6 protein-coding genes are annotated in these 18791 nt (G+C 26.5%); all 6 read left to right on the forward strand.

Features of this window, described 5'->3' with window-relative positions:
- Positions 1–127 precede the first annotated feature (127 nt).
- The 6 genes from gyrB (at position 128) to ACWXVK_RS00765 (ending at position 18676) form a co-directional block, all read left to right on the forward strand.
- The gene (gyrB, locus tag ACWXVK_RS00740) at positions 128–2095 is read left to right on the forward strand and encodes a DNA topoisomerase (ATP-hydrolyzing) subunit B (protein ID WP_438340523.1); all 1968 of its coding nucleotides are present in this window, start codon (positions 128–130) and stop codon (positions 2093–2095) included.
- A 9-nt stretch (positions 2096–2104) separates the two neighbouring features.
- Positions 2105–2860 carry a phosphotransferase family protein gene (locus ACWXVK_RS00745; RefSeq protein WP_444704915.1) on the forward strand — a complete coding sequence of 252 codons (756 nt, stop codon included), beginning with the start codon at positions 2105–2107 and terminating at the stop codon, positions 2858–2860.
- A 9-nt stretch (positions 2861–2869) separates the two neighbouring features.
- Positions 2870–4342, forward strand: coding sequence for a hypothetical protein (locus ACWXVK_RS00750; RefSeq protein WP_456012043.1), 1473 nt, complete (start codon positions 2870–2872; stop codon positions 4340–4342).
- A gap of 20 nt (positions 4343–4362) precedes the next feature.
- A complete protein-coding gene (locus ACWXVK_RS00755; RefSeq protein WP_456016921.1) occupies positions 4363–5193 on the forward strand; it encodes a hypothetical protein in 831 nt (276 codons plus the stop codon).
- Positions 5194–5481: 288 nt separating this feature from the next.
- A complete protein-coding gene (locus ACWXVK_RS00760; protein ID WP_456016922.1) occupies positions 5482–16035 on the forward strand; it encodes a hypothetical protein in 10554 nt (3517 codons plus the stop codon).
- Between the two features lie 946 nt (positions 16036–16981).
- Positions 16982–18676, forward strand: coding sequence for a hypothetical protein (locus ACWXVK_RS00765; RefSeq protein ID WP_456016924.1), 1695 nt, complete (start codon positions 16982–16984; stop codon positions 18674–18676).
- Positions 18677–18791 lie beyond the last annotated feature (115 nt).

Below are 18791 nucleotides of genomic sequence, written 5' to 3' on the forward strand. Positions count from 1 at the left end.
AACATATTAATTAGAAAATTTTACATTTATTAATATTAACCATGCTTACATAAAACCATTTTTTCATGACTTTTTGATATAATTTATTTATTATAATTGCAAAGCAATTATATTGTAAGGAGAAAAAATGCCTGAGGAAAAAAAATATGTTGCTAGTGATATTCAAGTTCTTGAAGGGTTAGATCCTGTACGTGTTAGACCAGGAATGTATATTGGCTCAACCGGCTATAGAGGAATTCATCATCTTATTTGAGAAATTTTAGATAACTCGGTTGATGAGGCAATGGCTGGTTATGCTACTGAGATAAGCGTTACTTTGCATAAGGATAATTTTATTGAGATTGAGGATAATGGACGTGGCATGCCTGTCGACATCCATCCTTCAACACAAAAATCTGCTGTTGAAACAATCTTAACAGTTTTGCATGCTGGCGGAAAGTTTGACTCAAGCAACTATAAAGTTAGTGGTGGATTACACGGTGTTGGAGCTTCTGTGGTTAATGCTTTAAGTGATTCTTTTGAAGTTTGAGTAAAAAGAGCAGGTAAATTACATTATCAAAAATACGAAAATGGTGGAAAACCCATTGATGATTTAAGAGTTATTGGTGAAGTACCTATCGGTGAAACTGGCACAAGAATTAAATTCCATCCTGATTATACAGTTATGGATAAAATAGATTTTGATTTTAGTACTATTAGCGATCATATTAAGCAGGTGGCTTATTTGAATAAGAGCCTTATGTTTAACCTAATTGATTTAACAAAAGATACTAAAAAAACTTTTTGTTTTGATGGAGGTATTGTTGACTACGTCAAAGAACTTAATAAAGGTAAAAAGACTATAAACCCAGAAGTTATTTATGCCTTAGGCACATTTAGTGATGTTGACAAACCAACTGAGGAGCAGATTGCTAATAACAAACCGCCAAAGCAAGTTGAAATTTTAGTAGAGGTTGCTTTTCAATATAATGAAGCCTATCAATCAACAGTTATTTCATATGCTAATAATATTCAAACTACTGAGGGCGGGACACATGAAAATGGGTTTTATGATTCTATAGTAAGAATCTTTAATAAATATGCTGAGGAAAATAGATTGTTTAAGGGAAATGAAAAAATAAGCAAAGAGGATTCTAAAGAAGGACTTATTGCAGTTATTTCCATTAAGCATAGTGATCCTGTTTTTGATGGTCAAACAAAATCAAAATTTGGCTCAGCAAATGCACGTTATGCAACGAACAAAGTCGTTTCAGAGTCTTTAGAAAGATATTTAGCTGAAAATCCTAATATTGCTAAAAATATTATTAACAAATGTTTGCAATCACAACGTGCTAGATTAGCTGCTAATGCTGCCAAGGAAGCTTCAAGAAAAAAAGATGGGTTGGAATTTAGCGGTCTTCCTGGGAAACTTGCCGACTGTTCATCTAAGAATGCGGAAATAAGAGAATTATTTATTGTCGAAGGGAATTCTGCTGGTGGCTCAGCGAAAGGCGGAAGGGATAGATCTATTCAAGCTATACTGCCTTTAAGGGGGAAGGTAATAAATGCTGAAAAAAATGATAAGGTTAAATTTTTATCAAATCAAGAAATTCAGACCATTATTCATGCTTTAGGTACTGGTATTGGACATGATTTTAATATTAATAAACTAAAATATCACAAAATTATTATTATGACTGACGCTGACGTTGATGGCGCTCATATTTCAACATTGCTTTTAACCTTCTTTTATCGTTATTTAAAACCGCTGATTGAATATGGTTTTGTATATATAGCCTTACCTCCGCTATATAAAATAGTTGCAGGAAAGAGAGTTGAATACGCCTACAACGATGCTCAAAAAGAAGAAATATTAAGTAAATTTGATGATAGAAAAGCTATCTCTATACAACGCTATAAAGGGCTTGGAGAAATGGACGCTGAACAGTTGTGAGAAACCACTATGAATCCTGATGCTAGAAAAATGCTTCAGGTACAAATTAATGATGTAGCTGTTTGCGACCGCGTATTTACAACACTAATGGGTGAAGAAGTTGAACCAAGACATGACTTTATTGAAGAAAATGCTAAATATGTATCTAATATTGATTTTTAAGGAATAAGAATGAAGTTAGTTAAAAATCAAGGATATACCAACACCACATATTTTGATGAAGAAAATAAACAATTCATTAAAATAAAAAAGTTTGATTCTTTCAACCATAAGACACCTAATAGTATTTTAAATTGTTTTAGTTTTGTTCCTAAAACAATATCCGAAGATGAAACCATGGTTATTAATGAATGAATTCCAGGAGATATCCTAAATCCAAATACATTAACAAATGAACAATTAAAAGAGATAGGTAATAAATTGATTACTCTTCATAATTCGAAATTAAAGTTTTATAAGGAAAATCAAATAGCTAGAAGGTTTAAGGTTTATCGCGAAACAATATCTAAGTTAGGACGTAAAATTCCAATTTTAGACAAACATTACAAAAAAATTAACTTATTTTTAAAAAATATTGATAATTCAGCTCCTGTTCATAATGATTTATGATTATTTAACTTTATCGACAATGAAAAAGGGATATTTATAACAGATTGAGAGTATGCAACAATGGGCGATGTACATTTTGATTTAGCATATTTTATTGAATCATCAAATCTTAGCAAGGAACAGGAAAAAATATTTTTGGATGCTTATGGAGATGATTTTGAACATAAATATTTACTTGCTCATAAAATTATAGTTAATGCATTAATTGTTTTATGAATAAATAAACATGCAATAAAACCATTTGATGACAAACTTTATCTAGATAGGGTTGATAAGTTAATAGTTGAATATGATAAAGAATATAAGGCAAATTTATAAAGAAGATCTATGTATTTAGAAGAAAAAAACAATCATATTATTGATAACTCGCATTTGTTTGAAATTGAAAGAATGTTTGAAATGATTAGAACTACTTTTGATGAAGAAGTTGCAAAGAGAATTTCCCATGTCCGTTTTTATCGTCATGAATTAAATAAGACATATTTTATTGCTAAGTATAATAATCTTTGAGTACAAATAAGAATACCTAAACATAAATTTGATGCTGAATGTGAGAATGAATTTATTGTTATTAAACATTTTAAGGATTATATTTTTGCTAAAGACGGAATATATATAAAAAAATGATTTCCGGGTGAAGATTTATTTCATATAAAATTTAAAAAGGTCACTATTTATTCAATATTTAATTGTGTAAAGAGTTTTCATGAGTGTAATATTGAGGTGCAAAAATTTAATTGAAATAAGTTTATTATTCAAGACAAAAAATATCATGAATTGCTTCATAAGTACAAAAATGAAGAACAGGTTTTGAGCCATAACAATATCCAAAAACATAATATTATAGTTAACAAGTATAACTTTGTTAAGTTGGTGGATATGGATAGTGTATCTCTTAACTCCCCATATTTTGATTTTGTACTACTGCACATTAACATTGGAATTGATAAAAAAATGATTATTGACTATTTTAATTTAGACAAGGATGTTTTTGATGATTACATATATTTGGTTAATACATACCGCGAGGCAGAATATAAGAGTGATTATCGTTATTTAACAATTAATAAGGATATAATTCCTGAGTCCCTAAATGTATATAAAACTAGAACCTCAATAATTAACAACAAATTTATTGTGCATAAGCACCACAATCAATTTGATAACCGTCTTAAAATTAAGACAATTGAAGATTTTTATTTTGTTCCAACTTTTATTTATGAAGATGAGAATAAAATTATTTGAAGATGGCTAACTAGAAAGGATAAATTTCAATTAACTCATAGAACTATTAAGATATTGGCTAAAATTATGAGAACCTATCATGATTCAAATGTTCAATTCCCTAACTACATATTGTATGAAAAAATAAAGTGATATTTGGATAATGTAAATAAAAAAGATTTAGTTATTGAAATTGGTAGTAATGATCTCATCTCTCAGATTGTAAACTGAATAAAAGAAATTGAGATTGATGCAAATTGTCATAATAATCTTAATTTTGAAAATATTTTATGAGACGATAACCAAGGTATTTATGTGATTGACTGATCAATCGCTTATCGCAGTTCTAGATATTTAGATATTGCATTTATGTTTGAAAATTTAAAAGTTAATAAAAATATTGAGGAACAATTTTGACGATCATATAATAAACATAAACCACTAGATTTTTATAGATATCGTATTATGGCATTATTTGTTCATTATTTGCAAAATAAGGTTTTAAATAATGATGATAAATTAGTTAGAAATATAGCTAATAGAATTAAAGAAATTTTAATTGAAGATAAGAGCTAAAACATATATAGGAGTAGTTAATGAGAAAGAATAACAAAAAAATCGAGTCTAAAGGTGATATGAATAATTCTTTATCGGCAAAACCTAAAAAGAATATTAAAAAACTATTGACAACTATTTTTATGTATTGTGGAATAATTGCATCAATTGGTGTAATTTCTGGTGTTTCGATATTTTATTCAACAAATCAGTCGAGAAGCGTAAATTACTTATATGATAGCGAACGTGATGTTAAATTCGAAAAGAGCGAAAAATCTGAAAACAACACAATTTCAACATTTGTGCTTGAAAAGGAAATACCAGCAAGCGAATTGTTTGATTTGGACAAGAAAGTTGAAATATCGAATCAAAATGGAGAATATGGAGTTCATCTTTTGACAAACTACTCGTTTTATAAGACTGGCTATAATTTAGATAGTTATTTTGATAATAAGAAATTTGTGTTTGCTTTAGATAAAAATTCCGATAAGGAAATTGCAGTGGTGAAGCTGCAAGATGAGTTTAAAAAATTTAAAGATAAAAATAAATATGACATTGATTTTAAATATTTTATTCAACAATTAACTAGTTTAAAGCTAGCTATTTCATATTATTTTACTATGAACAATAAAACATTTTTTATTGAAAATAAGAAGAATGTTACTGGTTTTGAAATAAAGACATTATTTTCTAAAATACACGAATACTTTAGAAATGTTGTGGCAAAAAAAGAAATTAAGAATGAAGACTTTATTTTCAAAATAAATGTTATCAATAAAAACGGAATAATAGATAAGGTAAAATTTTTAGTGAAATTTTCATTTGAAACAATAGAATCTAAAAACGATTTGAAGCAAGAAAAAAAGAATTAAAAAGCAAGGCAAATATACCAAAACAATCTTAGCATGTAAACAAAAAACCTCTTAATTAAGATGGTTTTTTGTTTTTCATTTCTAAAATTTTATTTTTTTATAAATGAAAATATAGTGCTTATTTTTTGATGTCTATGCTATATAAATAATAAAATGTTCATAAAAAGAATAAAAACCAAAAAATATGTTTTTTGTTGTTTTTGCTGATTTTTATCATAAAAAAGTTTTTATCTAAGCAATATATATATATATATATATATAATACTTAGTATATTATAGAGGTGATATATGGCTAAAAATTTGAATAAAAAAAGACGTAATGTATTATATGCAATGGCTGGATCGGCAACATTAATGACTGCTGGGACGTGAACATATATTCTTTTGGATTCGCATTTAAAAAATCAATTGGATTTAAAACAAAACTATTTTTACTTAAAGGACATATTAAAAAAACAATCCGATTCTTTATATAATGATAGCTCTCTTAAAATTGAAGTGCAAGCATTTCTAAAAAATGCTTATTTCAATAAGTATACAAAACAAAATCAAGAAAAGATTGCTTTACTGATTAATAAGGTAATAGCAGAAAACAAAAAGGATATAGAAGAAATAAAAAATCTTGCTGATAAGATAGTTTCAAAATCTCTTAAAAATATTGAAAAAAATAAAGCAGATGAAATTAATTCATTAGAACAAAAAATCTACACAAAGAAAGAAGTTGTGGACTTTATAAAATATGAAAATGAAATTATTTTGTTAATTAAGAAGGTTGTTCTAATCGATAAAAATAAAGCTAAAGAATTTTATATAGAACTAGATAAAGTAGCAAATAATGAAGATTTAGCTAGACTAAAATCTAATATTTTGTTATATCTTGCTAAACGTGGTGAGCAGGGAACGTTTGAAAAAATTAAGGAGGATTTAATTGAAGAAATAACGAAAAATTCTAATTTTAGTAGTGAAGAAAAGGCAGACTTAATTAATAAAATCAAGGATACAAAATCATTAAATTACATCGAACTTATTAAACAAAAAATAGCCACACTGGATACTCTTTCAGCCCTATCTTACGGATTAGAAAGAAATAATTTGGTTAAAAAAGCAAAGGATTCAACGACAATTGAACAGCTTAACGATATCAATAAAAAGATTGAAAAAATATTGAATGATAAAAAGAAAAAACTTTTGGACCTTGTATCAAAATTGATTGTTGCAAGAACGAAAAACTATTTTTATAACAAGCAAAATAAGGCAATAAATCAAAATGAAATTGAAGCCTTAATTAAGACAGTAGAAAATGAAATATTTTTTGAAAAAGTGTTTAATACATTTGACAGAGCAAAGAAAATTAATAAAAATGAAGCTCAATTTTTGTTATCAAGAGTATCCGATCAATATATAAAAAAAATGTATGGCGCCTTGTTAAAAAGCGATAATTTTGATCTTAAGCAAATAACTGATATTAAAGATAAATTCTTTCAGGCTTTAGAGTTTGAAAATAAAGCTGATTTTATCAAAATAATTAATAGTTCCTTGATACAGAAAATTAATGATAGTTCAATTTTATCTCCTATGATCGAAGAATTAGTTAATAAGGTAAACAATTTAGATAATAAAAATTTAGATGAAGTTATGGTTGTAGTAAACGATACAATAGCTCTTTCTATTTTGCAAGCAGAAGCTAAGGATTTAATTAAAAGACTAAATATTTCAAATTTCAAGACTGCTATAGAACAAAAATTAAATACCGAAATTCATAATCCTTCACAAATTTTTGATGTTATTAATCAAATAAATACTTATATTAAGGATTTTAAGGATCGTGTTCAACATAAGGCCGATAAAATAGAAAATTCAACAACAAGGGATAAGTTTAATAGTGAATTAATTAAAGCAGAAACAGAGAATGAAATCAAAAAGATAGAAAAAGATATTGATGCATTATTAGCAAATACAGAAGATTTGAAAAAAGTTGCTTCAGAAATAGTTATGCGTCTTGCACAAAGTGACAAAAAGTCTAATTTCGAATCCATAATTGCTAATAAATCAAGCACTGAAAATGACCTACATAACATTATAACCGAGGCCCAATCTATATTAGAAAAGGCAAAGAATGAAGCATTAATGAGTGTTTCAAAATCATATAATTCTTCACAATATCATGTTTTTAAAGAGAAAATTAATGCTGAAAATACTACGCAGGATGAGTATAAAAATATCGAAATTGAAGCATTGAAATTATTTAATGATATGAAAAAGCATCTAATAAATGAACTTGGCTCATTAAGTTTTAGTATGCAATTAAGCGACTCTATAAATGATGAAATAAATGAAGCTGCGAATATTTATCAGCTAAATGTTATACTAGAAAAAATCAAAGCATATTTGATTAACAATAAAATTAAAGATGTTGGCCAACGCGAAAAACAAAATGATTTAGTTAAGAAAATTAATAAAGCCTTAGATATCGCATTGGATGAAATAAAGAAAATTATTGTTGACTCAGAGCTTATTATTGCCTTGGAAGCAGGGGACGAGATTGAAATTATTAAATCTGAGATTAATAGGCTTCCTTATCCTTCTGGTAAAGATGCTCCTGCAATAAAAGAAATGATTAATGAGATAAATAATATTGAAAATGATTCTACATTAGGTCAAAATCAAAAATTAGAAAAAATTAAAAATATAGCTTCAATAATTAATAGTTTAGCTGATAAAATAAATCGCTATAAGGATGATATTAAAAAAGTAAATCCGCAAAAACAGACACGTTTAAACAATAAACTTGATAACTCTAATTTTTTACCTCCAAATAATAATGAATTTGATGAACTTAAAAGAATAATTCAAGATGCTAAAAATGAGGATAAAAATGAGGCAATTGCCGAAATAGAAAAACTTAATTTATTGACATCTGACCAATCTAAAGAGTTTAAAGAAAAAATAAATGATAGTACTTTTAAAACATATGATGAAATTCAAAAAGTAGTAATAAACGCTAAGTTGCAAAATCAAAAAAATAAATTAATTAACGAGGTCAAGAAATTTGAATATCCGCATAAGGATAAAGCCCCAGCAGTTCTTGAAATAATTTCTCAAATTGAAGCCTTACAAGATTTGCAACAAGTAATCAATTACCAATCTATAATCGAAAAAATAAAAAGAAATATTGCTATTGTTAATACAAAACTATCTAATTTGCTAGTAATTTCTAATGAAATAAAAGAAAAATTTGATGAAGCAAATACAGATGAAGAATTTGCCAATTTAAATACTTTGGTTCAAAATGCACTTGATAACCAATCAAATAAATTAGCGCTTGATAATAGGGTAGAATCTCTCCCATATCCAAAAAGCGATGGCGTTTTTAACATCGGAAGCAATGATGCCCCAGCTATTTCCAAGATTAAAAGTTATTATACTGATTCGAATGGTGTTGGAATTTCTGAAAAAATTACTGAAATAGATAACAAAATCATTAATATAACAATTAACATTGAATCAAGCAAACAAGCTATTAATAAAATATCAAAAAAGAATCAATTAGAACTTTGAAACAAATTAAGAGATTCTTACACCGATCAAGAATTTAATGAATTAATTAAAAAGATTGCTAATGCACATGCTAGCGATGTGGTCGAGGCGAAGGCAGAAATAACTAAGTTAACCAATTTAAGCCAAGAATTAGTTAGTGCATTTAATGCTAGAATAGAGGCTAATGATGACTATGAAAATATAAAAAAGATAGTCAATGAGGCAAGGTTAAAAGATAAAAAAGAAGAAATTAAGAAACTAATTTCAATGAGCGACTATGTTAATGATAGTAATTTAGATGTATCGATTAAAAATAATTTTAATACAACAAAAGCTCAATTCGATAATGTTATTGATCAAATAGTTATTGATGATAATTCTTATAATCAAATTAAGGAGCAAACTAAAGATTTTGTTGCCGAACTTCATAAGGCTAGAGACTTAATTGATTCTTTAAGTTTGCAAGATGTTATTGATGTAAATAATGTTAAATTTGAACTTAAAAAGTTAATTACCACAATAATTAATAAAAGTGATCTTGAAAAAGTTGAGGTCGAGATTGCTAAATATAAGTTAAAAAAACAAATTTTAGAACTTGATTATTATAAGGATACTCCTCAGCCAGCCCCTGCAACTATCATATTGAATTCGAAGATTGATTTAGCTAAAAATAGTAATGAAATTGAAGTACTAGAAAATCTAATTAAATCAATTCCAGAAAAAATTAAAAAGGCAAAGGAAGCAATTGATAGTTTAGATAAAAGTCCATTAAAAAATAATATAGCGCAAAGAAAACAAGCTTTAAAGGAGGAATTAAATAGATCTGTTGATGGAAATAACTTTGATAATTTGTTGAAAAACATTAATGCAGCAAAAAATGAAAATGAGTCTCAATATCGTCAATCTCGGAAACAAAATTTAATTGAAAAAGCTAAAGGATTAGAATACCCATCAGTTAAATCAGAACAATCTGAAGCAATTACTTCAATTATTAAAAAGATTGAAGTTGATTTTAGTACTATGTCTAATGATACAAATTTATTAAATAATAAATGAGCACGAGAACTGGAAGATATTGAGAAAAATATTTTTAATTCTAAAGGAATTTTGGAAAAAATAAATCCTAAGCATTTAGATAATTTAAATATAGAATTTAATAAGGCTGATGAATCAAATAAATTTGAAATATTTAACAAAAAAATTAATCAAGCATTACAAGAAGATAAACAAGAAATAATACAAAAAATCAAAGCTTTATCTAATCTTGACAAGACAACAAAATCTTCTGAATTAATCAAAAAATTAGATAACAAATCATACAATGAAATGGTTGCGGTTTTAAATGAAGCCTACATAATTGATCTTGTTGCTAAGATTGACAAATTACCTTATCCTTTAAGTAACGCCAAAGCTAAAATTATTTTAAAATCACAACTAAGCAATATAATAAATGAAAATAGTTATTACTTAAAACTAAAGGAACTTAGCGAACTAGAAGTAGCCATTAATAACGCTAAAAATAGAATAAATTCTCTTTCTTACCCAATGGAACCTAGTTTGGCTAAGAAGAAATTAAATGATAAATTAGATGAGTCAATTAATAAAGACCAAATAAATAAATTAGCTAATAATGATTTAAAAAGCAAGATAGAAAAATATAAGGAATTAATTGAAGGCATTAAGTATCCTATTTCAGTTGAAAATCAGGCAAAATTACTTGATGAATTAAGTTCTCTAACCAATGAGCAAGAAGAAGAGTTTTTAAAACTAAATATATATAATGCAAAACGTGAAACCGCCTATAAATTAATTGATGGATTAACCGATTTAGATAATCTAGTTAAGGAAACTAAAAAACAAGAAATAACCCAAAAAATATCTGGAAATATTTTGGATTTACAACAAGAGTTAACTGATATTAATGCAAAAATATTTGAAGCTCAAAAACAAAATTCCAAGCAAAAGATTCAAAAAATACCGTATCCTATTAATGATGCGACTTCACAGAATTCAAGAAATTTATTTAATGCAAAAATTGATTCTGTTCAGAGCGAAGAGGGCTTGTATCCTATTAACGATATTTTAGATTTATTAAAAAATGAAATAACCACAATAAATAATGAGGTTTCACTGATTGTAGATGCCTTTCGGAAAGATAAAATAAATAAGTTAATTAATAGTGTTACTGACATAAAAAATCTTGAGAATATTAGATTAGAATTACTTAGAGCCAAAGCAGCTGATGTCATTGATAATTTAGTTGATTTATCTGTCAAACAAAAAGAAGACTATAAAAGTGAAATAGATAAAAAAACTAATGATATTGGCATTAATTTAGTAGTTGAATCTGCAAAGTTACAAAATAAAAAAGAAGAAACATTTAAGTTAATTGATCGGGTTTCTTATCCTAAGAAAAATAATGATTTTGTTGCTAAGTCAATTAAAAAAATTAAGGATGAAGTTCAAGCCTTAAATAACAATAGTGAAGTTGCAATAAAGAAGCAAGAGATACAAACATTTGATACTAAGCTCAAAGAATTGATAGAATTAGCAAAAACCATTGAATATAGCGAAAGCAATTCGCATGCACTAGTTAAAATTTTGGAAGGTTTTGATTCTGCAACCTCAGTTGCCGAATTAGAACAAATTCTTCCTAAAAGTTGACATCAGCATATTAAAACACTCAAGAAATTGGCTGAGAAGTACTTTGGTATTAATTCCTATTTTGTAACCAATAAATTAAGTCATACATATCCTCAAAAGAACGCAAGTGATAGCGAAGGTTTGAGTTTGCAAGAATTTTGTCAACTATTAATAACCGAATTTAAAAAACAAGCAAAGATTAAAATTGATAGTTTATTAGTAGCTGATGAAGGTAAAAAACAACAATTGCATAAGCAAATTAATGATATCTTAGTTGATGGTATAATTTTTGCTATAGATCAAGATATTTTTGAAAAACCGCATCAAATTATTAATAAAGCTATTGCTGATGATGCGATTGAATTTATTCAAAATCTTGCTTATCCACAAGATAGTAATTCCGCCCAATCAAAAGCAACAATTAAAACTCAATTAGTTGATTCGTTTAAGATAAATCAAGTTATTTTGGTCAATGAAGAAGTCACAATTTTGCATGATAAATTAAGGAAATATAAAGAGCAGGTTGATGACTTAAATAGCCTGATAAATTTGATAACAGATATTACCAAAAAAATGTTCTACAATGATTTGTTTTCAAGAGCAGATAACTTAGAAAAACTAAAGGAACTTAAAAATAAGATCAAGTGGTATGTTGAGCTACAAAGAGATATTTTATCCATTATTGATCTCGAAAAAAATGAATTTGACATTAGTTACGGTAGCAAGGCGGAAGATGTTTTAGATGTAAATCAAAACATAGTAGGTTTAAGAGAAAAATTATTAAACTACATTTTTAGCGCTAATAATCAATCTGAAATAATGCAGTTAAAATCTATTGTTAGTGAAGTAAAGGCTGCATATGATAAGTTAAAAATGTTATTTGTAAAAAGAGATACATTAATGATGTCAGTATTTTTAAAGCAAATCAAAGAGGCTATTGGCATAGGTTCAATTGAGACCATAATGAATAATGCATCTGAAGTTAAAAATAAAATGGATGTATTTTGAAAAAAGACATCCCCATATATCGGTTTTTATATTTTTGATCATAGAGACAAACTTTTAGAAAACGCTGCCAAGCCCGATAATGAAAGAATAATTGACGGCACAAAATTCAAAACATTTGATGAATTCATTAAACATATAAGAACTCAAACTAATCCAAATGAATTGCAGAGCATAATTGAACAGGTGGTTCCTTTATATCATGGTGTTATTGATTATTTATTGATTGCCAAAGATAATCTAACTCAGGCTGCTCATAAGTATTATAGGGATGAAATTCTTAAAGCAACTACGAAGCAACAAATTGAGCTCCAAGTTAATGATGCTAAAATATTTAATGAAAAAGTACTTGAATCAAGAAATAAACTAGCCCAAATTGGGAAGGTTGGGAATAGAGCTAAATTAATGATGGAAATTGAAAATGCAAATAATGCAAGCAATATTCAAAATGTGTTGAATAAGATAGAACAATTTAGAAATCAATTTAGCAATGCTACTTTAAAACTTAACGAATATAAGTCACTAAATGAGAAAGAAGAAATTAAGCTTAGAGATTTTGAAACGAGATTAGATAAATTGCAAGAAGCAGATACTTCGTCGCAACTGGCAAATGAAATTGAAGTTGAAATTGCAAGAGCAAAAGCAATTGTACAAGTAAAGCAATTGATTTTTCTAAATATCAATCAACAAAATAAATATATAATCTTGCTTAGACAAGCAGGAATAGATTATTTAAATTATCATGGTGAAATAACTAGGATAACAAATGAGGCTAAGCAATTTAATGAAAAAGTGAAAACTGCCAAAGACATTCTTTCTTTATTTGCTAAGGATAGTAACAAAACGACATTTAATAAAACAATTTCAAATGCTTTAGATATCCAAACAATGCAAAACATAATAGTTCAAATTAATGATTTTAAAATTAAGTATAACGAATCTAAGGAGTTAGTTGAAGCCTATAAAAATCTTAATAACAAAGATGCTACAAGGTTTGATCAATATAATAAAAAACTTGACGCTATCCAAGATGGTGATGAAGCTAACTCTTTGATAAATGAAATTAAATCTGAATTTAAGAGTAAATTAAAATTAATTATTAATAATATTCCTTATCCAAATAAGAATAGTAGTGAGGCGCAACATTCAATTAATGTATTAAGTGTAGGTGTTGATAATTTAAATACAATTGATCAATTTATAAATAAAGCAATTGAATTAAGCGAACTTAATGATGAGATTAGCAAAAAGGCTCCGCAAGTTGATTTACTACAATATAGTGAAAATAATGCATTTGCAAAACAAGCAATCAAAACTGAATTAAATAAAGCAACAACTATACTCCAAGTAAAGACTGCTTTTCCAGATGATTGAAGTCAAAAAGTTGCTTATTATAAGCAAGTGTTAGAAAAATATTTTGAAGCACAAAATAAAACGAATCTTGCAGCAAGATTTAATAGAACCCACCCTAAATCTTCTGACCATACGGTTAGTGAATTAGAAAAACAATTATTGCTAACAATGAAAGTATTAGCTAAAAATCATATCAACACTTTCAAACATTTAGGTGATTCTAAAAAAGTGTTTATAGCAAGAATCGATGCTATAAATGGCTTTCCAGACGAAAATAGGATGCAACAAGTTGCTTTAATTTATATTGAAGCAGTTAAGGCGAATTACAATAATTTCATTGATAAATTAGCTTTACCTAATGATAACCATAATCAAGCAAACTCCTTGAATTCAAAGAATAACTTAAAGAATATTTTGGTTAATAGTTTTACAAAAATAAGTACTAAAATTAATAATCATCAAGAAGTGCAAGCATTAGAAAGCGAACTAAATAATCTCAATGAATTGGTTAATAATATTAAGACTAAAATTCAAAATATTGATGTAGCATCCAAAACATCCGTTTGAAATGAAGAATTTTCAAAAGCTGATACATCAGAAAAATTAAGATTATTACTTGCTAAAATAAATAAATTTGACCAGGTTTTAGAAAAGATTAATAGAATTACGGATTTACAATCATCTGATGTTGGAAGCGGTAATGAATTAGTTCATAGTCAACAAGTAAATGAAGAATTGTCTAAGCTTCGTGAATCTTATAAGGATAAGTTGGGTATAACAAAAGAAAATGATATTGATAAATTAAATCAATTTGTAGAAAAGGCAAATGAAGTGGTTAGATTGCTAAAAGATTCATTTAAAACCGATTTATTAGTAGAAAAAGCTTATATTAAAAAGATTGCATCTGCAGGCGATGCAGCACAGCTAGAAGAAATTAGAAATGATCTTCGAGAGTATAAAAGAGAGTTGACGAGATTTTGAAGTAGTTCTGAGAATCTTGAAAAATATATAAGAGACAACAAGGGCTTACTAAGCAAAAATGTTCTTAATGGAATTAAACGATATGAAGAGCTAGTTAATGATGCAAGAACATTTAATAGTGCAGCGGAGTTAAAGAAATTTAATGATTATACAATTCCTTTATATCATGGATATATTGATTATTTAATAATTGATAAAAGCGGAATACCTAAATCAGTATTAAATATCTTTAACCAAAGAGTTCAATTAGCTCCTGATAAAAATACAATTGAAAATGTTATTATTCCTGAGCTAATATCATATCAAAGAAAACTAAGTGATTTAAAAACAATGATTAGTAAACTAAAAAGTAATGATTCAAAATCAAAATATAATGGTATGTTAGATGATGCTGATTCCTTAACTAAATTAGAAAATATTATATCAAATGCTAGAAAAGAATTAATTGTACAAAGGGTTGAAACTAGATTAAAACAGTTAAAAACAAGCAATTCTGATCCAGAAAAAAATAAGAAGCAAATTCTTAATGCTCCTGAAGAACAATATATAAAGGAATTTAAACAAAAGATTGAAAGAGCTTCTAACGTACAACAAGAAGAACAAATTGAACGTGAATTTATTTTTAGCAGATACTATGAATCAAAGCGTCTTTACAGTGTGCTCAATTCACTTGAGTTCATAGGCGAAATTCTTATTAGTAAAGCAAAAAAATCTTTAAATCCTAAATATATTAATTTAATTAATAAATTTAAAGAAAAGGATTTTATTAAAGGATTTAAAAATAACGGCGAAACAAAGTATCAAAATAATTATACATATACAGAATCAAATAGTTCGGATAGAACACTAGCGCAATTTGCACATATGTGAGTGCAAATTAGCAACGATCAAACTGGATATTTTAATCAGCAGGACACTAATGATATATTCAGCGCCGCTACGCAATGAAGGCCAATATATAATGACATTTATGTTAAAAATCATAAATGAAATCAATTTCCGCTAGACAATTACCATAATTTAATTGATCAGGCAATTAGTTTAGCTAAAAAAGATAAAAAACTTACAAGTATAGAGGATTTATATGCAACTGTAGATACTATTGCAGGATTTGGCTTTGCAAAATTTAAGGAAAATCCAAATAAAGATGGAATTTTTTCCGTTGCTGCTTTATTAGATAATGCAAGAACTCATCAAGAAGTTAAAGGAAATGAATACCTTGTAGCCGCTTTTGTAGGTGGAGCAACAACATACGATTATTTCCGTAGGCAAAATAAAAATAGTAATTTATTGACGCATTACGATTTAGGTTGAAAAATATAAAAAAATGATTTATGTTTTTTTAAAAAAGAATAAGAATAATTCAAAATATTAATAAGTTTGTAAGTTATTTTAGTAGTGCAAGCAAATTCAAAAACTAAAAAATCAAGAAGTTTTTAGCCTTATCATTGATTTATCTTTATAGATAATCAATATATTAGTGGGGGTTAATGATAAATATTGAGCAAAATAAAAAGAATTTGTTATTGCTTAAAATAATTTTAAAAAATGGCATAAACAATTGTTTTAATGGAAAAATATTATATTTGGGTTGTGAGCACCTAATGAGACGCTTTTATGCTACCTTTATTTATATTACCACTTTTTGCAATTGCCAGGATTCTTTTATTTGCGATAGAACATTACTATTGGTATAAAAAAATGCTAGTGCAAAAAATGTAGAAGAAAATAATGATGTGTAGTATGAATGTGGATTTTTAAAATAAGACATTATAATTTTTGCTGCTTTAAATAGTTTTTTTAGTAAAAATGTTTTTGCAATAACTTTGATATTAATTTTTTTATAAAAAATAAACCTTTATTGATGTATACAGTTTAAAAATCTAGACAAATTAATGTCTAGATTTTTGTTATTAAAAGGAATTAATTATGAAAAAAATCGAATTTTTTAAAAATTTAAAAGAATTTTACACAAGAGAAAAATTATAAAAATGCCATAAACAAGAATTAAATTTTAAAAAAGAGTTTAAAAGCATAGTTTTAAGGTTTAAAAATTTTATTTTTTATATTTTCGCTATTTTTTTTTTTTTTCAAAAAGCATAAAAAATAATTTAAAATTTTCGCATATCTATCGGTAAAAACTAGATAGAAAAATCCATTAGTAAATAAAAGAATAAGTTTGTAGATTCGTTTAAAAAATAAGCGTTATTTTATTTTCGAATATCAAATATTAATATAAGTTGCTAATAAAATGAAAAGGAGAATATATATGCAAGATGGAAATGTTTCGCAAGAAGAAAGAAAAAATAGAAAAAGGAAAGCATTAGCTATTGCACTTCCGCTTATTTTTGGAACGGGCGTTGTTGTTGGCGCTTTGCTAGGCGGAATTAGGATAGGTCAATCCTATCAAATGAAGAAAGAAACTGTGCTACCAGCGAAAGAAACTAAACCTTCAATGGATAGACAAAATAGTGTGGTTTTAAAAGAAGAAGTTCCATTTCAACCAGAATTATTTAAAGATTTAAATGATAATACTAAGGTTTTAAAAATAACAAATAAGGATGAGTTAGAATATAACGAGATCAAGGTTGTTGATAAAAATTTCATTAAACAATTAAAAGACGAAAAATATATTATTAACGATCCTAGTGCTGAATTATACATTCTACTAAAATATAAGTACAAAGGCGAGGATAAACCAACCTTAAAATTTTTTGCTCTTAATTACGATGTTAAGGAACTTAATGAACAATATAATTACTTTAAAGAAAAATATAAAGATTACTACCAAAGTGACTATAGATTTAGCAAGTTTCTTAATGATAATTCAGAATTTAATGATGAAAAATTCAAAATCTCAGACGGCTATTATAAGGCAGAATACTTAAATAATATTTTTAAGAATAAAATACTGCCAATTTATCTAAAAGATGTTGAAGAAGCTAAAAAAGCGGGATTGAGACATTATTATAATACCGAAGCATTTATAGAAAGATATGAGCAAAGTGTCAGACAACAAATCAGCCAGCATTATTATAATCCATATGACCCATCCCCACTTTATCCTAACGAACTTAAAAACGTTTTTGTTTTTAATGATAAATTAAAAAAAGTTCTAGAAAAGGATTATAACGACAAAGGGCTTTATTGAAATTATGAAAAATTTATTATTAATAGACAATTAGTCAAAAATCTTGATACACCTTTATTAAAAAGATTTTTAACACTTTTATATACCCATTTTAATAGAAGCAATTCTATTAATGACTTTACTGATCCTTTAACTTCCCAAAAAAATATCGAAGAAAAATATCAAAAACCTTATACATCTCAAACAATGTTTTTTTCTGAACTAGAAAAAGCGTTTTCAGATTTACAACTAGAGTTAAGAATACAAAGATATGGTTTATATGATGATAATTTAAATATTGATATGCCTAAATTGCAAAAATTTTATGATTTACATGATTTGTGATGGCAAAAAAGGGAAATATTTAACAAACAATTGATTGACTTTTTATTATCTGCCAATAAATTAATAGACGTTTATAATGACAAGGTTCAAAACGGTAGCCTTGGTAAAGAATATTATGAAAAGTTTTTATTATATCCAATCGAAAAAAATTCACATTATGATGTTGTTAATATTTTATTAGATAAATTCCTTTCGACTGATGCTAATTATCAAACCGTAAAAACTAGAATTGATTTGCTTGGAAAAATTGATGAATTAGTGAATAATTTTAAAAATGATTTGGCTAATGCATTTAAGGATTTAAATATTGAAACTAAAACAAAAGAAATAACAAATTATTATCTTCAAACATTTATAAAAGATATCGATACAGATAAAACCCTTCTTGAATCACAAAACAGCCTTGAAATTTATTTTGAAGATAAAATTCTAGATTTAACAAATCATTACAATTTAGATTTTGAGGATTTTATTAAAAATATTGCTTAAATTTATGGGATTTAATATCACCATTGTATTAGTTTGCTAGAAACAATCAAAAAAATAAGGTACAACCCATTAAAAAAAGTTGTGCCTTATTTTTGATTTTATTAATAAATATAAA

This window comes from Mycoplasma sp. 3398, assembly GCF_053851555.1.